This window comes from Pseudomonas sp. B21-056 (assembly GCF_026016325.1).
In the GTDB taxonomy this organism is placed as follows: domain Bacteria; phylum Pseudomonadota; class Gammaproteobacteria; order Pseudomonadales; family Pseudomonadaceae; genus Aquipseudomonas.
In genome coordinates, this window is sequence record NZ_CP087203.1 from 933880 (window position 1) to 950732 (window position 16853).

Below are 16853 nucleotides of genomic sequence, written 5' to 3' on the forward strand. Positions count from 1 at the left end.
CCAAACCCTTCCCGTATTTGTAGTATTCGTTAATGTTTGCATTGTTTTCCGTCTTTGACTTCATTCATCTTGATCGTCTAGGGTGCGGTCACTGCCATTTAATTGATTTCTCTCCTTGGAAAGTAAGTGAATAGCGCAGTGGTCAGAAACAAATAATTAAAGGATTAATTATGAATACTCACGCCGTTTGGGATAAAGCACTTGAAGGTGCAACTCCTGCAGAAATAACCCGTTTTGCTCAACTTGCTCCCAAAACACTTGCCAATGCTTCGACACCGGACCAGGAAGCCCAGTCCCGTGGCAAGGGACTGTTGCTGACCAAGAAACAGATCATTGACCTGCGAAAGTATGAGGCGGCCGCCCTGGCACTGCCTTTTACCCTGGCGGATGTGCGCGACTATCTTAACTTCGGTGACGATGCCGGGGGCGGCGCCGGCCTCAGGGCCGAAGACTTCCTGAGGACGTTCAGCCTTACCCGGAGCCACGCGCAACGCTGGTCGCCATTACGTGAATCGATCATGTTGACGGGCAGCCAACTTAAGCAGTTTGCCGTCAGCATCCGCGGTTATGCCAAGGGCATGGAGGAGGTGTATGACGACGCGAAGGCGTCTGGTCTGCTGAAAAAACATAACATCACAACGCTGGCGCAGTTGAGAAAATTGCAGCTGGAAATGGGTGATCGGTTTCCCGGTATTGAACTGGATGAGGATACGGTCAGTGACTTGGGTTATTACCTGAATAAAATTTTCGAAAAGGTCAACGCAAACCTGAAGAGCGTTGAAACGATCAAGGCAAGATTGGATCAGTTTGGTTATGACTTGCGTGAACATGTCCTTCCAAGTATCAAATTGCGTGTCAGTCTGATTGGCGGCAGTTCATTACCGTCCGAAGTCGAAGCGCTCAAGGTGCAGATCGATAAGCGCGCCGTGCACATCAATGAGAAGAATGAGGAGTACAAGAAAGCGGTCGAACAGTCGGTTACCGTGGCGGCCGGGATGAATCTGATCGGGCTGGCAATGGCGATCTACCTGGGTGTCGAAGCGGAGAGCATTCGCGCCGCAAGGAATCAACTGTACAAGGAACAGGAGGCGGCGATTGAGACACTCAGGAACAAGAACCAGACCCTGGGTTCCTTGAGCCGTGTAAAACACGACCTGCAAGGACTCGAATTGGTCGCAGTCGATGCGGATATCGCTACGCAGAACCTGATGCACGTGTGGAATGTCATGCATCTGTACATAAAGAGTTCCCAGGATGAGATCGACGAAATCGATGATGCCTTGAAATTGAGGCTATTCATGTCGGCATTCCAGGAAGTGGTCAGTCCGTGGAAATATATCGAGACTGATGCCGATGCGTTGATCGCGGTTTTCAAGGAAGCGGATCAAGAGTACGAGCGCAATTACGGCATCAGGTTGCGCTCCGCGCGGATGCTCATGGCGGCCCCCGTCGACTACCCGAGTATCGATCTCAAGGCCATGTCCCAGAGCGGGACCCTGATGAGGGACGGCGCGGTCAAGTCCCGTGCACTTTTCATCCAGTGGAAGTATCTGCCGCAGCTGCATGATCGGTTCCATGATGTGGTGCTCAACGTCAGCAAAAGTGCCAGTGCGCTGAGCGAGACGGCATTAAGGACGAAGATGGCACTCGAAAGCCAGATTGATCGCCTGGAGACCCTGGATAATGATTGGGCGAAGGCACTGGCCGCAGACGATCAGGAAGATATTGAAGATATCGAGGGGGAGCGAACTAAAGCATTGAAAAAAAACGAAGCCTTGATGAAGCAACCCCTCCGTCGAATGGAGGAACAGCTCTCGGCTATCGATGATATCTACGATCGACGCTTGAGCCTGGGTTTCATCGAAGACCTTGAAAAGGACCAGCGGACAATCGACGTCGCCGTTGACCAGTTGAAGGCAGCACGGGTCGAGCGCCTAGGCGAACGCAAAGCTATCAGCGAAGCAATTGCTCTTCTTGAAAAAAGCGGTGTCGAGAAGATCGGTAAAGATCTGGTACTGACATTGGAACAGGTCACACAGCTCGGTATGGCGCCCCCCGAGATGCAGTTGGTCATGCTGGCCATCGAACAACTGAAAAAGACCCTTGGGCAGATCGGCGAAAGTATCAAGTTCCTGGACTTGGTGCGCGAGCGAGAACGGCTGGCAGGGCAGATCAAGTCACTGGACCTTGAGCTGGACATGAAGAACAACGAACTTGCCTCGCTCAAGGGTAAGGTGCAATTCCTTCAGGTCATTCATTCCATCGACGACCAGCGCCAGCGCTATGTGGGCGAATACCGAGGTGTTGTTCGCGCCTACCAGGCAATTGCTGCCCAGATCGAGGCCGGCAAGTATGCCGAACCTGGAGAGCGCAGCAGAGATTTTGTCCAGCTGGCCCGTACGTTCATCGAGTTCCTGGCTCCGCTGTCGTTGCCGTTACGATTGAGCTGAGTTTCAACACTCCTTGATGGCTGTCCAGGCCGTCAATCTATAACGAAAACGACTGCCGGACGCCTGCACGAGCCTTCGCGCTGGTGCCTGGCAGTTGTTCAATTCTGGTGACCCGTCATGTTTGACTTTTTACTGGAAGAAAAAAATTTCTCTTCCTTGAGAAGGTACATCGATTTTTTGAGTGATCTTCCGGATGCCTTGACGGAGATCAAGCGCTTTTCGGATTCCATCCAACGAACGGGCCATGTATTGGTTTCTCCGCCGGATGCGCAGACATTGACCTGGACTGCCGTCGCCAATGAGTCTCGGTGGCGGGAAATCGTCAGGGTTGTTCCGGCATTGGGCAACATGGGACGTCAGTTGGTCGGGCAGATTTCTCTCTTCTTGAGGGAGTTCGAACAGGTGGCCCGGGAAGCTTCCGGGCCGGCAAGGCGTCAGTTGATCGGAGATGTTGATCCGCTGCATTTCACGCCGATCAACGTCGGTTCGCAGGGGACTAATCGCCCGCCCGATGTTCTGTACCTGATTACCCGCCTTTGTCTGCAGTTGGATCTATATGCGAAAAAGGCCATGTACTTCAAAGCAAGGATCGTTGAAGTTTCACAGACGATCCATCGTGTTTTTGCCCGTTTCATCGAGACATTGGCGCTGAGATTATGTGCCTGCGATGCACCTGTTTCGAAGATCGAGGCCTATTACGTGATGGGGCGGATAGGCTTGCCAAATATGCAATACAACCCCGCCGGCCATTACACCCAGGAACAGCGTCGGGAAAAAGCCCGGGAGCACTTGAGGGTATTGGACGGCCTCTATGCGAATGCTATTTCGGCGAGCAACAACCTTTCGGATTTTTGTCATCGCCTGAATTATTTCCTGACCCAGGTGAAGCGCGAGCTTCAAGCCAACGATCGTCACCAAAGTTTGAGGCGGGCCAGGAGTTCCTTTCTCCAGATCGCTCATTCACTGGAAGAACTGGGCAGGATGGCTGACGCCTTGGCCAGGATGTCTTTGCGATTGAAACCATGAAAAAAGCCCGTGACATGGTCACGGGCTTTCGGCCTCAAGCAATCAACAAATTACACGTAGAACGACTTCAGCGGCGGAAAGCCATTGAATTCCACAGCGCTGTAGCTGGTGGTGTAGGCACCGGTCGACAGCCAGTACAGGCGATCACCGATGGCCAGGTTCAGCGGCAGGCCGTACTTGTAGTTCTCGTACATGATGTCGGCGCTGTCGCAGGTCGGGCCGGCGATGACCACTTCTTCCATCTCGCCTTTCTTCTCGGTCCAGATCGGGAACTTGATGGCTTCGTCCATGGTTTCGATCAGGCCGGAGAACTTGCCCACGTCCGTGTAGACCCAACGCTCGACGGCGGTACGGGATTTACGGGCGACCAGCACCACTTCGCTGACCAGGATACCGGCGTTGGCAATCAGCGAACGGCCCGGCTCGAGGATGATTTCCGGCAGGTCGTCGCCGAAGTCTTCCTTGAGGAAACGGATGATTTCCTCGGCGTAGGTTTCCAGGCTGTTGGTGCGGGTGATGTAGTTGGCCGGGAAGCCGCCGCCCATGTTGATCAGCTTCAGCTCGATGCCGTCTTCTTCTTTAAGACGTTCGAAGATCACCTTGACCTTGGCGATGGCCGCATCCCAGACGCTGATGTCGCGCTGTTGCGAGCCGACGTGGAACGAGATGCCGTACGGCACCAGGCCCAGGTCGCGGGCCAGGATCAGCAGGTCCATGGCCATGTCGGTCTGGCAGCCGAACTTGCGCGACAGGGGCCAGTCGGCGGTGGTCGAACCTTCGGTCAGGATGCGTACGTAGACTTTCGAACCTGGAGCGGCCTTGGCGATGTTGCGCAGGTCGGCTTCGGAGTCGGTGGCGTACAGGCGCACGCCCTTGTCGTAGAAGTAGCGGATGTCCCGGGACTTCTTGATGGTGTTGCCGTAGCTGATCTGGTCGGGGGTTACGCCCCGGCTCAGGACCTTGTCCAGCTCATAGATCGAGGCGATGTCGAAGTTCGAGCCCTTTTCCTTGAGCAGGTCGATGATTTCCACCGCCGGGTTGGCCTTGACGGCGTAGTAGACCTTGGCGAACTCGAAACCTGCGCGCAGGTCATCGTAGGCCTGGGAGATCATCGCGGTGTCGATCACCACGAACGGGGTTTCCTGCTTGTCGGCGAATGCCTTCATTTTCTGAAAGGTTTCGCGCGCGAAATAATCTTCGACCTGGATCGACATACGTTGGGACTCCTACTGGCAAACATCAGGATCAATGGGTTTGAGGGCAAGCTGCCCTCGTGAACGTCCTCCGTATCCCCACTTTGGTTCGCCTACTTCCCAAGGCATGTCGCCGAAAGCAAAAAGGCCATGGGTTGCGTGCATCCCTTGGCCTTGCTGTCTCGTCGTCAGTACTTGAGCCGGATGGATCGTTTCCAGCATGGACGTTCGGCGCGAACTTTAGGGCGTGAGGGGCCTGAGATCAACTAAAAATGTCGCGTTTTTGCACACATCCGTCGTGCGGCCCGCGACAGCTCTTGATGTAACCGACCTGTGTGACGGATTGATGTTCCCGATGGATGAGTCATCGGGTTGTTTGCTGATCGTTCCCACGCTCTGCGTGGGCATGCAGCCCGGGACGCTCTGCGTCCCCAAAGCCGAACGCGGAGCGTCCGTTGAGGGGGCCCCACGCGGAGCGTGGGAACCATCAGTGGGTGGGTATCAGGCTTGCGCGGTTTCGGCCGGCGACACGATGCTGGTCTTACCGCCACGAGACCTGCCGGAACTCAGGTACTCGGCAATCGATTCCTGGGTCACCTCGCCGAGGAATACCCGTTCGGCATTCATCACCGGCAGCCACGAGCGGTTGAACTCGTACATGCGCGACAGCAGGATCCGCAAGTGCTCGTCATAGGCCGCCGTGGCGTTGAACTCCCGCAGGAATTGCGCGCAGGTGCCGGTCTGGCGGTGCAGGTCGCGACGGCGCACATAGCCCAGCGCCTTGTTCTCGGCACAGGTGACCACCACGTAGCGACGGTCATGTTCATCCATCAATTCCAGCGCCTCGGCCACCGGGGTTTCCGGGCTGACCGACGGCGCGTTGTCGGCCGCGTCCTCGGCCTTGACCAGCAGCAGTCGCTTGAGCGTGCTGTCCTGGCCGACGAAGTTGCTGACGAACTCGTCGACCGGGTGCGCCAGCAGCGTGTCCGGATGATCACACTGGACCAACTTGCCGGCGCGGAAAATCGCGATCCTGTCCCCCAGCTTGATGGCTTCGTCGATGTCGTGGCTGACCATGATCACGGTCTTGTTCAGCGCCCGCTGCATGTCGAAGAACTCGTTCTGGATCATCTCGCGGTTGATCGGGTCCACCGCGCCGAAGGGTTCGTCCATCAGCAGCAACGGCGCGTCGGCTGCCAGGGCGCGGATCACGCCGATCCGTTGTTGCTGGCCGCCCGACAGTTCACGGGGATAGCGATGCAGGTACTGTTTGGGTTCGAGCTTGATCATGCTCATCAACTCGCGGGCGCGGTCGTGGCATCGCTGCTTGTCCCAGCCGAGCAGTTTCGGCACCACCACGATGTTCTCCTCGATGGTCATGTTCGGGAACAGGCCGATCTGCTGGATCACGTAGCCGATGTTGCGGCGCAGGGTCACTTCGTCGAGATCGGTGGTGTCTTCGCCGTTGATCAGGATCTTGCCCGAGGTCGGCTTGATCAGGCGATTGATCATCTTCAGCGTGGTGCTCTTGCCACAGCCCGACGGCCCGAGGAATACGCAGATCTCGCCTTCATTGACGGTCAGGTTCACCGAGTCCACGGCTTTCACGTCCTTGCCGTTGCTCTTGAAGGTTTTGCTGAGGTTTTGAAGTTCGATCATTTGAGGAGTCCTTTTGGAGTCAGCGAGCGTTGCAGCCATTGCAGAAGCAGGTCGGCGACGATGGCCAGGAGGCTGACCAGCACGGCGCCGACGATCAGCATCGACATGTCGCTGCGGCTGATGGAGGCCAGGATCAATACGCCGAGACCGCCGGCGCCGATGGTGGCGGCGATGGTCATGACGCCGATGTTCATGACCACGGCGGTGCGCACGCCGGCGAGGATCACCGGCACGGCGATGGGCAGCTCGACCATGCGCAGGCGCTGGCCGAAGGTCATGCCGATGCCGCGGGCGGCTTCACGGATGCCCGGTTCAACGCCGGTGAGGGCCAGGTAGGTGTTGCGCATGATCGGCAGCAGGGAATACAGGAACACGGCGGTGATCGCCGGCATTGGCCCCAGGCCCTGGCCGAATTTGGAATAGAACGGCAACAACAGACCGAACAGCGCAATCGACGGGATCGTCAGCAGCACCGTGGCGCTGGCCTGCAACGGCCCGGCCAGTGCCGGGAAGCGGGTCATGAAAATACCCAGCGGCACGCCGATGAGAATCGCCAGGCTCACGGCAATGCCCACCAGCGTGATGTGCTGCCAGGTCAGGTGCATCACCTGCTGCCAGTCGAGATGGGAAAAGGCGTTCAACAATTCCATGGCTTTTTCCTCAGTTGATGGGGTGCTGGCGCAGGAAATCGGCGGCCACCACAGAAGGGCTCTCATGGTTGACGTCCACACGGGCATTGAGCTGGCGCATGGTTTCATCGTCGAACAGCTCGGCCAGGGGCTTGAGTTGCGCGGCCAGTTGCGGATGTGCGTCGAGGAACGCCTGGCGCACCACCGGCGCGGCGGTGTAGTCGGGGAAGTAGTGCTTGTCGTCCTCGAGCAATTTCAACTTGAAGGCGTTCAGCCGGCCATCGGTGGTGTACACCAGGCCGGCGAAAACCTGGCCGTTGCGCAGGGCGGTGTAGACCAGCCCTGCGTCCATCTGGCGGATATTCTCGCGGGTCAGGGTCATGCCGTATTGCTCGACCATGCCGGCCAGGCCGTCGGAACGATTGGCGAACTCGGTGTCGAGGGCCACCAAGTGATTCTCGTCCGCTTCGGCCTGCAGTACGCTGGTCAACTGGCTGATGTTGTTGATCTGCGGGTATTGGCGGGCGACTTTTTCCGGCAGGGCCAGGGCGTAGGTGTTGCTGAACTTCGACGGTGCCAGCCAGGCCAGGCCCTTTTTCGCGTCAAGTTCCTTTACTCGGGCATAGGACTGGGCGCTGTCGAGTTTCTCCGTGACATGGTTGTAGGCCACCAGTGACACGCCGGTGTATTCCCAGAGCAGGTCCAGCTGTCCGGTTTCATGGGCGCTGCGGGCCAGGTTGCTGCCCAGTCCTCCAGTGATCTGCGCGTCGTAGCCTTTGCTGCGCAGGTATTGCGCGGTGATTTCCGCCAGCAGCGTCTGCTCGGTGAAGACCCGGGCGCCGAGGCGGATCACAGGTTTGTCCGCCGCTTGGGCAAATCCTGCAAACAGCAGGACGCAGCCCAGTATCAAGCTCAACTTCTTCATGATGATTCCTTTATCCAGCCGGCTTTAGGACGGTCGCAGACCACGTTCCAGCCAGAGGCGGCTGGCCAGTGTCACCAGGCCGTCGAGCAACAACGCCAGCAGGGCGGTGCAGGCGGCGCCGAGCAACAGTTGCGGCTGATTGTTCAAGGCAATGCCGGGGAAGATCAGGCTGCCCAGGCTGTTGGCACCGATCAGGAACGCCAGCGGCGCGGTGCCGACATTGATCGCCAGGGCAACGCGCACGCCGCCGACGATGATCGGCACGGCGTTGGGCAACTCGACTTTCCACAGCACCTGGCGCGGGGTCATGCCGATGCCGGTGGCGGCTTCCTTGAGAGAACCCTGGACGTTTTTCAGGCCTTCATAGGTGTTGCGCACGATGGGCAGCAGCGAGGCGAGGAACAGGGCGAAGATGGCCGGCCCGCTGCCGATCCCCAACACGCCGAGGGCGATGGCCAGCACGGCCAGGGGCGGCACGGTGTTGCCGATGTTGAAGACTTGCATGAAGCGCTCGGCGCGTCCGACCATGCCGGGCCGGCTGAGGACGATGCCGGCGGGGATGCCCACGATCAGGGCCGCCAGCATGGAAACCAGTACCAGCATCAGGTGGGCTTGCAGGTAGAACAGCAGGTCGTCGCGATAATGCTGGATCGTATCGATACCGATCCAATGGACCAGCAGGGCCAGGAGGGTGGCGACGACGACACCCCCTGTCAGCCCTTTGCCATAGCGGATAGCCACAGGCGGACTCCTTTGTCTTTCAGTCGGCGCGCGCTTCCCCGGGCGGCAGACCGTAGGGTTGCCGGGAAAACGTTCGCGAGAAGCAGCTCTTTTCAATGCCGGTAAACGGCATGCAGATCGAGCCATGAGCGCAGCCTCGTCAGGCTAACTTGCTGATTTTTCAGCCCCTGACGAACAGATGCAGCAGGGGGGTGGACGTCTCCACGGGACAAAAGGTTCCCATGCCGGGAAGCATCCGGCCACCTTCGATGTGCTCAACGGTTCGGTTCCTGGCACAAGTTGAGCTATAATCGCCGCCCTTTTTTGAATCACCTGCCAGGCGATTTCCCATGACCAAACAGGCCGCCGAAGTCGCGAAACGCCGCACTTTCGCCATTATTTCCCACCCCGATGCCGGTAAGACCACCATCACCGAGAAGCTCCTGCTGATGGGCAAGGCGATTGCGGTTGCCGGCACGGTGAAATCGCGCAAGTCCGACCGCCATGCCACCTCCGACTGGATGGAGATGGAAAAGCAGCGGGGTATTTCCATTACCACGTCGGTCATGCAGTTCCCGTATCGCGAGCACATGATCAACCTGCTCGACACCCCGGGCCACGAAGACTTCTCCGAAGACACCTACCGCACCCTGACCGCGGTGGACTCGGCGCTGATGGTGCTTGACGGTGGTAAAGGCGTCGAGCCACGGACCATCGCGCTGATGGAAGTCTGCCGGCTGCGGGACACGCCGATTGTCAGCTTCATCAACAAACTCGACCGCGACATCCGCGACCCGATCGAACTGCTCGACGAGATCGAAGCGGTCCTGAAGATCAAGGCCGCGCCGATCACCTGGCCGATCGGTTGCTACCGCGACTTCAAAGGCGTGTACCACCTGGCCGATGATTACATCATCGTCTACACCGCCGGCCACGGGCATGAGCGCACCGAAACCAGGATCATCGAAAAGCTCGACTCGGACGAAGCCCGCGCCCACCTGGGCGACGAGTACGAGCGCTTCGTCGAGCAACTGGAGCTGGTGCAGGGCGCCTGCCATGAGTTCGACCAACAGGCGTTCATCGATGGCCAGATGACCCCGGTGTTCTTCGGGACCGCGCTGGGCAACTTCGGTGTGGATCATGTGCTCGATGCCGTGGTCGACTGGGCCCCGCGTCCGCTGCCGCGGGTCGCCAACGAGCGCACCGTGGAGCCGGTGGAAGAGAAGTTCTCGGGCTTCATCTTCAAGATCCAGGCGAACATGGACCCCAAGCACCGCGACCGCATCGCGTTCATGCGCATCTGCTCCGGCAAATACGAAAAAGGCATGAAGATGCGCCACGTGCGCACCGGCAAGGACGTGCGCATCGGCGACGCCCTGACCTTCTTCTCCTCGGAACGCGAGCAACTGGAAGAAGCCTTCGCCGGTGACATCATCGGTCTGCACAACCATGGCACCATCCAGATCGGCGATACCTTCACCGAAGGTGAAGCCCTGGGGTTCACCGGCATCCCGCACTTCGCCCCGGAACTGTTCCGCCGCGTCCGCCTGAAAGACCCGCTCAAGTCCAAGCAACTGCGCCAGGGCCTGCAGCAACTGGCCGAAGAGGGCGCCACCCAGGTGTTCTTCCCGGAGCGCAGCAACGACATCATCCTCGGTGCGGTCGGCGTGCTGCAGTTCGATGTGGTCGCCAGCCGCTTGAAAGAGGAATACAAGGTCGAATGCTCCTATGAGCCGATCACCGTGTACTCGGCCCGTTGGGTCGATTGCGCCGACAAGAAAAAACTTGAGGAATTCACCAACAAGGCTGTGGAGAACCTGGCGCTGGACGGCGGCGGTCACCTGACCTACCTGGCCCCGACCCGGGTCAACCTGGCGCTGATGGAAGAGCGCTGGCCGGACGTGAAATTCCGCGCGACCCGTGAGCATCACTAAGCGCTGAGCCGCAAGACCCAAAGCCCCGTTGCGAAAGCTGCGGGGCTTTTTTATACCTGCTCGTTACGGCGCTGACCCTGTGGGAGCGAGCTTGCTCGCGATGGCGACAGACCATTCGATATTGATGCAGCTGACAGACCGCTATCGCGAGCAGGCTCGCTCCCACAGTTCATAGCGGTTTGGAATTGACTCTATTCGAAAGTGATCTGTCCCCCAGCGGCATTCTGCCCCCGGTTCTGCGTCCTAGTCTTACGAGCCAGCCTGTTCGGGACTAGATTTCCTGAACGCCGTGGGGTCCCGGCTTTATCCAGGAAAGAGGAATCGGTTATGAACAGGTTTCTGCGTGTGCTGTTGTTACTGAAGGTTTTGGTGATGCTGTCCCTGGGCTCCAGCGCCGTATGGGCGGAGTGCGTCGACCACGGGCAACATGCCTCGAGTGGGCAAGTGGTGCAGGGGGGAATGATGGTGGCGGCGTCCGAAACCCAGCCGGGGGATCAGGACAACGATGACTCGACGATTGATGAGCCGGACGATGGGGATGAAAGTGACGAAGGCGATAGCCAGACGTAGCCTCCCCGACAAGCAGAAGACCGTGGCGAGGGAGCTTGCTCCCGCTGGACTGCGCAGCAGTCCCCGAAAAGGGGCCGCTTCGCGACCCAGCGGGAGCAAGCTCCCTCGCCACGGTTTCGGTGGGTATTACGCCGCGCCGTCGAGGAACTGCTCGGCGTAATGGCACGCTACCAACCGATTATCGAGTGGGCGCAGGGCCGGCTCTTCGGTCTTGCAGCGCTCGGTGGCGTATGGGCAGCGCTTGTGGAAGGCACAGCCGGACGGTGGGTTGAGCGGGTTGGGTAGCTCGCCGACGATCTTGATCTTCGGCTTGTTCGGGTCCGGGTGGATGGTCGGGGTGGCCGACAGCAGCGCCTGGGTGTACGGATGCAACGGGCGGCTGTAGATCGACTCGTTGGGGCCCATTTCTACCGGGCGGCCGAGGTACATCACCATCACATCGTCGGCGACGTGTTGCACCACCGCCAGGTTGTGGGAAATGAACACGTAGGCGGTGTTGAACTCCTGCTGCAGATCCATGAACAGGTTGAGTACCTGGGCCTGGATCGACACGTCCAGCGCCGACGTCGGTTCGTCCGCCACCAGCACCTTGGGTTGCAGCATCATGGCGCGGGCCAGGGCGATGCGTTGGCGCTGGCCGCCGGAGAACATGTGCGGGTAGCGCTGATAGTGCTCGGGGCGCAAGCCCACCTGCTTCATCATCGCCTGGACTTTTTCCCGCCGCTCGGTGGCCGACAGGTTGGTGTTGATCAGCAGCGGTTCGGCCAGTTGATCGCCGATCTTCTGCCGCGGGTTGAGGGACGCGTAAGGGCTCTGGAACACCATCTGCACGTCTTTGCGCAACTGCTTGCGCTCGGCCTTGTTGGCGCCGGCCACTTCCTGCCCGGCGATTTTCAACGAGCCCGAGGACGGCTCTTCGATCAGAGTCAGCGCCCGGGCGAGGGTGGATTTGCCGCAACCGGATTCGCCCACCACGGCCAGGGTCTTGCCGGCCTCGAGTTCGAACGACACGCCGTTGAGGGCGCGCACGGTCGCATGGCCCTTGAACATGCCACGGGACACTTCGTAGTGACGGGTCAGGTCACGGGCGGTAAGTACGACGGCCATCACGCCACCTCCTGGTTCAACGGGTAGAAGCAGCGGGCGAGGCTGTTGGTTTTCGGGTCAAGGGCAGGGCGTTGTTGGCGGCAGTTGTCCTGCACGTAGGGGCAGCGTGGCGACAGCAGGCAACCTTGCGGACGGTCGTAGCGACCGGGGACGATGCCCGGCAGCGTCGCCAGGCGCTCGGCACCCATGCTGTGTTCCGGAATCGCCGCCAGCAAGGCTTCGCTGTACGGGTGGGCCGGAATGTCGAACAGCTGCGGCACCTTGCCCACTTCCACGGCTTGACCGGCGTACATCACACAGACGCGCTGGGCGGTTTCCGCCACGACGGCGAGGTCGTGGGTGATCAACACCAGGCCCATCTCCTGCTCTTTTTGCAGCGCCAGCAACAGGTCCATGATCTGCGCCTGGATGGTCACGTCCAGGGCGGTGGTCGGTTCGTCGGCGATCAGCAGTTTCGGCTCGCCGGCAATCGCCATGGCAATCGCCACGCGCTGGCTCATGCCGCCGGACAGTTGATGAGGATAAGCCTCCATGCGGCTGGCGGCTCCCGGGATCTCGACTTTTTCCAGCAGTTCGATGGCACGCTTGCGGGCGGCCTTGCCGGACATCTTCAAGTGCAGGCGCAGTACTTCTTCGATCTGGAAACCCACGGTGTAGCTGGGGTTGAGCGCGGTCATCGGGTCTTGGAACACCATTGCCAGGTCCTTGCCGACGATCTGCCGGCGCTGGCGGGCGCTGAGCTTGAGCATGTTCTTGCCGTCGAAGTTCAGCGCATCGGCGGTGACGATGCCGGGGTGCTCGATCAGCCCCATCAGCGCCATCATGGTCACGGATTTGCCCGAACCCGATTCGCCGACAATCGCCAGTACTTCGCCTTTTTCCACGCTCAGGTCCAGGCCGTCGACCACCGGCACGGCGGTGGCGTCGCCAAAGCGGACGTTGAGATTCTTGATTTCTAGCAGTGACATGGGAATCTCCTCAGGCGGCATTCTTGAGTTTCGGGTCCAGCGCATCGCGCAGCCCGTCGCCCATCAGGTTGATTGCCAGCACGCTGAGCAAAATGGTCAGGCCAGGCAGGCTCACGACCCACCAGGCACGTTCGATGTAGTCGCGGGCCGAGGCCAGCATGGTGCCCCATTCCGGGGTCGGCGGCTGGACACCCAGGCCGAGGAAGCCCAGGGCGGCGGCGTCGAGGATTGCCGAGGAAAAGCTCAGCGTGGCCTGGACGATCAGCGGTGCCATGCAGTTGGGCAGCACGGTGATGAACATCAAGCGCGGCAGGCCGGCACCGGCCAGGCGGGCGGCGGTCACGTAGTCGCGGTTCAGTTCGCCCATGACGGCGGCGCGGGTCAGGCGCACGTAGGACGGCAGGGACACGATGGCGATGGCGATCACGGTGTTGATCAGGCCTGGGCCGAGGATGGCGACGATCGCCACGGCCAGCAGCAGCGAGGGCAGGGCCAGCATGATGTCCATCAGGCGCATGATGGTCGGGCCGAGGATGCGCGGGAAGAACCCGGCGAACAGGCCCAGCAGGATGCCCGGGATCAGCGACATCACCACCGACGACAAGCCGATCAGCAGCGACAGGCGCGAACCCTGGATCAGCCGGGACAGCAAATCGCGGCCCAGTTCGTCGGTGCCCAGCAGGAACTGCAGTTGCCCGCCTTCGAGCCAGGCCGGCGGCGTCAGCAGGAAGTCGCGGTACTGCTCGCTCGGGTCGTGAGGCGCGACCCACGGGGCGAAGAGCGCGCAGAACACCACCAGGATCATGAACATCAGCCCGGCCACGGCGCCCTTGTTACGGGAAAACGCTTGCCAGAATTCTTTGTACAGGGACGGGTACAGCAGGCTTTGATCGACTGCTACCGAAGGAGTTGGAGTACTCATGGATTTGATCTCAGCGCTGGTGACGGATGCGTGGGTTGGCAAAGCCGTAGAGGATGTCCACGACGAAGTTGACCAGAATCACCAGGCAGGCGATTAACAGGATGCCGTTCTGCACCACGGGGTAGTCCCGGGCGCCGATGGCTTCGATCAGCCACTTGCCGATACCCGGCCAGGAGAAGATCGTTTCGGTCAGGACCGCACCGGCCAGCAATGTGCCGACCTGCAGGCCGACCACGGTCAGCACCGGGATCAGCGCGTTGCGCAGGCCGTGGACGAACACCACGCGCGCCGGCGACAGGCCTTTGGCACGGGCGGTGCGGATGTAGTCTTCGCGCAGCACTTCGAGCATCGAAGAACGGGTCATGCGGGCGATCACCGCCAGCGGAATGGTGCCCAGCACGATGGCCGGCAGGATCAGGTGGTGCAGCGCATCGAGGAACGCGCCCGGCTCATCGGCGAGCAGGGTGTCGATCAGCATGAAGCCGGTTCTTGGCTCGATGTCGTACAGCAGGTCGATGCGCCCCGACACCGGGGTCCAGCCCAGGGACACCGAGAAGAACATGATCAGGATCAGGCCCCACCAGAAGATCGGCATCGAATACCCCGCCAGGGAGATGCCCATCACCCCATGGTCGAACAGGGACCCTCGCTTGAGTGCCGCGATCACCCCGGCCAGCAGGCCCAGGATACCGGCGAACAACAGGGCGGCCATGGACAGTTCCAGGGTCGCGGGAAACAGGGAGCTGAACTCGGTCCAGACGCTTTCGCGGGTGCGCAGCGATTCGCCGAGATCACCGTGGGCCAGTTTGCCGATGTAGTCCAGGTACTGGGCATACAGCGGCTTGTTGAGGCCAAGGCGTTCCATTGCCTGAGCATGCATTTCGGGATCGACCCGACGTTCGCCCATCATCACTTCCACGGGGTCGCCGGGGATCATGCGAATCAACGCGAAGGTCAGCAAGGTGATGCCGAAGAACGTGGGGATCAGTAATCCCAGTCGGCGGGCAATAAAACTAAACATCTTCAGGTGTACCTCATCAGCCGGTTAGGCATGTCCGGCAGCCCTTGGGTCAAGGGATGCCGGACGCTTTCTTATCTACTTCACCTGGGTAGTGGCGAAGTTGTTGGTGGTCAGCGGGCTAATGGAATAGCCCTCTACGTTCTTGCGCATGGCCGTGAACATGCGCGTGTGGGCCATGCTGATCCACGGCTGGTCCTGGTTGAAAATCACCTGGGCCTGTTCATAGAGCTTGATCCGCTCTTCTGGGTTCACTGTGGCGCGGGCCTGGTCGATCAGCGCCTGGAACCTCTCGTTGCACCAGCGCGCATAGTTTTCGCCGTTCTTGGCCGCCTCGCAACTGAGCATAGGCGTCAGGAAGTTATCCGGGTCGCCGTTATCGCCCGCCCATCCGGCGGACACCATGTCGTGCTCGCCATTTTTCGCGCGCTTGAGCATTTCGCCCCATTCCATCACACGGATGTCGACCTTGATCCCGACTTTTGCCAGGTCCGCCTGCATCATCTGCGCGCCGAGCATCGGGTTGGGGTTGGTCGGGCCGCCGCCGTTGCGGGTGAACAGGGTGAACACGGTGCCTTCCGGCACGCCGGCTTCCTTGAGCAACTGACGGGCTTTGTCCAGGTCCCGGGGCGGGTTCTTCAGCTCGTGATTGAAGCCCAGCAGCGTCGGTGGGTAGGGGTTGACCGCCACGGTGGCGTTGCCCTTGCCGAACAGCGCGTTGACGTAGGCTTCCTTGTCGAAAGCGATGTCGATGGCTTTGCGCACCCGCACATCGCTCATGTATTTGTGCTGGGTGTTCAGGGCGACGTAGGACACGGTCATGGCGTCCAGTTCGTCGACTTTCAGGTTGGCGTCTTTCTTGATGCTCGGGATGTCATCGGGCTTGGGGTACAGCGCGACCTGGCATTCATTGGCCTTGAGCTTTTGCAGGCGCACGTTGTTGTCGGTGGCGATGGCCAGTACCAGCGCATCGGCCGGCGGCTTGCCGCGGAAGTAGTCCGGGTTGGCCTTGAAGCGAACCTGGGCGTCCTTGTTGTAGCGCTGGAAGATGAACGGCCCGGTGCCGACCGGCTTGCTGTTGAGGTCGCCGGCCTTGTTGGCCTTGAGCAACTGGTCGGCGTATTCGGCCGGGTAGATCGAGGAGAAGGCCATGGCGATGTCGGCCAGGAACGGCGCTTCGCGGCGGGTCAGGGTGAACTTGACCGTGTGCTCGTCGACTTTCTCGACACTTTTCAACAGTTCTTTGAAGCCCATGCTTTCAAAGTAGGGGAAGCCCACGCTCGACAGTTTGTGCCACGGATGATTCGGGTCCAGCTGGCGCTGAAAGCTCCAGACCACATCGTCGGCGTTCATGTCGCGGGTCGGCTTGAAGTATTCGGTGGTGTGGAACTTGACGCCTTTGCGCAGGTGGAAGGTGTACGTCAGGCCATCGTCACTGATGTCCCAGGATTCGGCCAGGGCCGGAATCACTTCGGTGGTGCCGGGCTTGAAGTCGGCCAGGCGATTGAAAATGGTTTCCGCCACGGCGTCGGCAGTGACTGCAGTCGTGTACTGGACCATGTCGAAGCCTTCCGGGCTGGCTTCTGTACAAACCACGAGGGGTTTGGCCGTGGCGCCAACGGCGACACTCAGCAACGCAGCGGCGATGGCTGCGCGTAGGGGGATCATGTTCATCGGCAATCCTCTGCAATCGGTAGAACGCAAAAAACCGCACGACCGACCTTGTGGGTCT

At 60.0% G+C, this 16853-nt stretch carries 14 protein-coding genes; 4 read left to right on the forward strand and 10 right to left on the reverse strand.

The window, feature by feature from the left end; all coding sequences use genetic code 11:
• Positions 1 to 170: 170 nt before the first annotated feature.
• Together LOY67_RS03955 and LOY67_RS03960 are read left to right on the forward strand one after the other, a co-directional pair.
• Positions 171 to 2450: an alpha-xenorhabdolysin family binary toxin subunit A gene (locus LOY67_RS03955; RefSeq protein WP_265066034.1), complete on the forward strand. Its 2280-nt coding sequence runs from the start codon at positions 171 to 173 to the stop codon at positions 2448 to 2450.
• Between the two features lie 117 nt (positions 2451 to 2567).
• Positions 2568 to 3476 carry a hypothetical protein gene (locus LOY67_RS03960; RefSeq protein WP_265066035.1) on the forward strand — a complete coding sequence of 303 codons (909 nt, stop codon included), beginning with the start codon at positions 2568 to 2570 and terminating at the stop codon, positions 3474 to 3476.
• Positions 3477 to 3526: 50 nt separating this feature from the next.
• On the opposite strand, the gene LOY67_RS03965 is transcribed toward LOY67_RS03960, so the two are convergent.
• The 5 genes from LOY67_RS03965 to LOY67_RS03985 form a co-directional block, all read right to left on the reverse strand.
• Entirely contained in the window at positions 3527 to 4690 is a 1164-nt protein-coding gene (locus LOY67_RS03965; RefSeq protein ID WP_144922662.1) for a type III PLP-dependent enzyme, read from the reverse strand.
• Between the two features lie 480 nt (positions 4691 to 5170).
• Positions 5171 to 6328 (reverse strand): betaine/proline/choline family ABC transporter ATP-binding protein, encoded by a 1158-nt coding sequence (locus LOY67_RS03970; protein WP_265066036.1) that lies wholly within the window; start codon positions 6326 to 6328, stop codon positions 5171 to 5173.
• On the reverse strand, positions 6325 to 6978 hold the full coding sequence (locus tag LOY67_RS03975) for an ABC transporter permease (RefSeq protein ID WP_265066037.1): 654 nt from the start codon (positions 6976 to 6978) through the stop codon (positions 6325 to 6327). Before LOY67_RS03975 ends, LOY67_RS03970 begins: the two co-directional genes overlap by 4 nt.
• Before the next feature lie 10 nt (positions 6979 to 6988).
• Entirely contained in the window at positions 6989 to 7882 is an 894-nt protein-coding gene (locus tag LOY67_RS03980; protein ID WP_265066038.1) for a glycine betaine ABC transporter substrate-binding protein, read from the reverse strand.
• A 24-nt stretch (positions 7883 to 7906) separates the two neighbouring features.
• Positions 7907 to 8623 carry an ABC transporter permease gene (locus tag LOY67_RS03985; RefSeq protein ID WP_265066039.1) on the reverse strand — a complete coding sequence of 239 codons (717 nt, stop codon included), beginning with the start codon at positions 8621 to 8623 and terminating at the stop codon, positions 7907 to 7909.
• 329 nt (positions 8624 to 8952) lie between these two features.
• Between LOY67_RS03985 and LOY67_RS03990 the strand changes: the two genes are divergently transcribed.
• On the forward strand, positions 8953 to 10536 hold the full coding sequence (locus tag LOY67_RS03990) for a peptide chain release factor 3 (protein WP_265066040.1): 1584 nt from the start codon (positions 8953 to 8955) through the stop codon (positions 10534 to 10536).
• Between the two features lie 327 nt (positions 10537 to 10863).
• Positions 10864 to 11106 (forward strand): hypothetical protein, encoded by a 243-nt coding sequence (locus LOY67_RS03995; RefSeq protein WP_265066041.1) that lies wholly within the window; start codon positions 10864 to 10866, stop codon positions 11104 to 11106.
• Positions 11107 to 11232: 126 nt separating this feature from the next.
• Here the strand turns inward: LOY67_RS03995 and LOY67_RS04000 are convergent, their stop codons facing one another.
• The 5 genes from LOY67_RS04000 to LOY67_RS04020 all read right to left on the reverse strand — a co-directional run bounded on the left by LOY67_RS04000 (position 11233) and on the right by LOY67_RS04020 (position 16795).
• Positions 11233 to 12213: a peptide ABC transporter ATP-binding protein gene (locus LOY67_RS04000; protein ID WP_041020612.1), complete on the reverse strand. Its 981-nt coding sequence runs from the start codon at positions 12211 to 12213 to the stop codon at positions 11233 to 11235.
• A complete protein-coding gene (locus tag LOY67_RS04005; RefSeq protein ID WP_265066042.1) occupies positions 12213 to 13181 on the reverse strand; it encodes an ABC transporter ATP-binding protein in 969 nt (322 codons plus the stop codon). The genes LOY67_RS04000 and LOY67_RS04005 overlap by 1 nt, the downstream gene beginning before the upstream one ends.
• A 10-nt stretch (positions 13182 to 13191) precedes the next feature.
• On the reverse strand, positions 13192 to 14103 hold the full coding sequence (locus LOY67_RS04010) for an ABC transporter permease subunit (protein WP_265066043.1): 912 nt from the start codon (positions 14101 to 14103) through the stop codon (positions 13192 to 13194).
• Positions 14104 to 14113: 10 nt separating this feature from the next.
• Positions 14114 to 15124: an ABC transporter permease subunit gene (locus LOY67_RS04015; RefSeq protein WP_265066044.1), complete on the reverse strand. Its 1011-nt coding sequence runs from the start codon at positions 15122 to 15124 to the stop codon at positions 14114 to 14116.
• 75 nt (positions 15125 to 15199) lie between these two features.
• A complete protein-coding gene (locus LOY67_RS04020) occupies positions 15200 to 16795 on the reverse strand; it encodes an ABC transporter substrate-binding protein (protein ID WP_265066045.1) in 1596 nt (531 codons plus the stop codon).
• Positions 16796 to 16853 lie beyond the last annotated feature (58 nt).

Coding starts and splice junctions, on each gene's coding strand:
- LOY67_RS03955 (WP_265066034.1), top strand. CDS start 171: ATGAATACTCACGCCGTTTGGGATAAAGCACTTGAAGGTGCAACTCCT.
- LOY67_RS03960 (WP_265066035.1), top strand. CDS start 2,568: ATGTTTGACTTTTTACTGGAAGAAAAAAATTTCTCTTCCTTGAGAAGG.
- LOY67_RS03965 (WP_144922662.1), bottom strand. CDS start 4,690: ATGTCGATCCAGGTCGAAGATTATTTCGCGCGCGAAACCTTTCAGAAA.
- LOY67_RS03970 (WP_265066036.1), bottom strand. CDS start 6,328: ATGATCGAACTTCAAAACCTCAGCAAAACCTTCAAGAGCAACGGCAAG.
- LOY67_RS03975 (WP_265066037.1), bottom strand. CDS start 6,978: ATGGAATTGTTGAACGCCTTTTCCCATCTCGACTGGCAGCAGGTGATG.
- LOY67_RS03980 (WP_265066038.1), bottom strand. CDS start 7,882: ATGAAGAAGTTGAGCTTGATACTGGGCTGCGTCCTGCTGTTTGCAGGA.
- LOY67_RS03990 (WP_265066040.1), top strand. CDS start 8,953: ATGACCAAACAGGCCGCCGAAGTCGCGAAACGCCGCACTTTCGCCATT.
- LOY67_RS03995 (WP_265066041.1), top strand. CDS start 10,864: ATGAACAGGTTTCTGCGTGTGCTGTTGTTACTGAAGGTTTTGGTGATG.
- LOY67_RS04000 (WP_041020612.1), bottom strand. CDS start 12,213: ATGGCCGTCGTACTTACCGCCCGTGACCTGACCCGTCACTACGAAGTG.
- LOY67_RS04005 (WP_265066042.1), bottom strand. CDS start 13,181: ATGTCACTGCTAGAAATCAAGAATCTCAACGTCCGCTTTGGCGACGCC.
- LOY67_RS04010 (WP_265066043.1), bottom strand. CDS start 14,103: ATGAGTACTCCAACTCCTTCGGTAGCAGTCGATCAAAGCCTGCTGTAC.
- LOY67_RS04015 (WP_265066044.1), bottom strand. CDS start 15,124: ATGTTTAGTTTTATTGCCCGCCGACTGGGATTACTGATCCCCACGTTC.
- LOY67_RS04020 (WP_265066045.1), bottom strand. CDS start 16,795: ATGAACATGATCCCCCTACGCGCAGCCATCGCCGCTGCGTTGCTGAGT.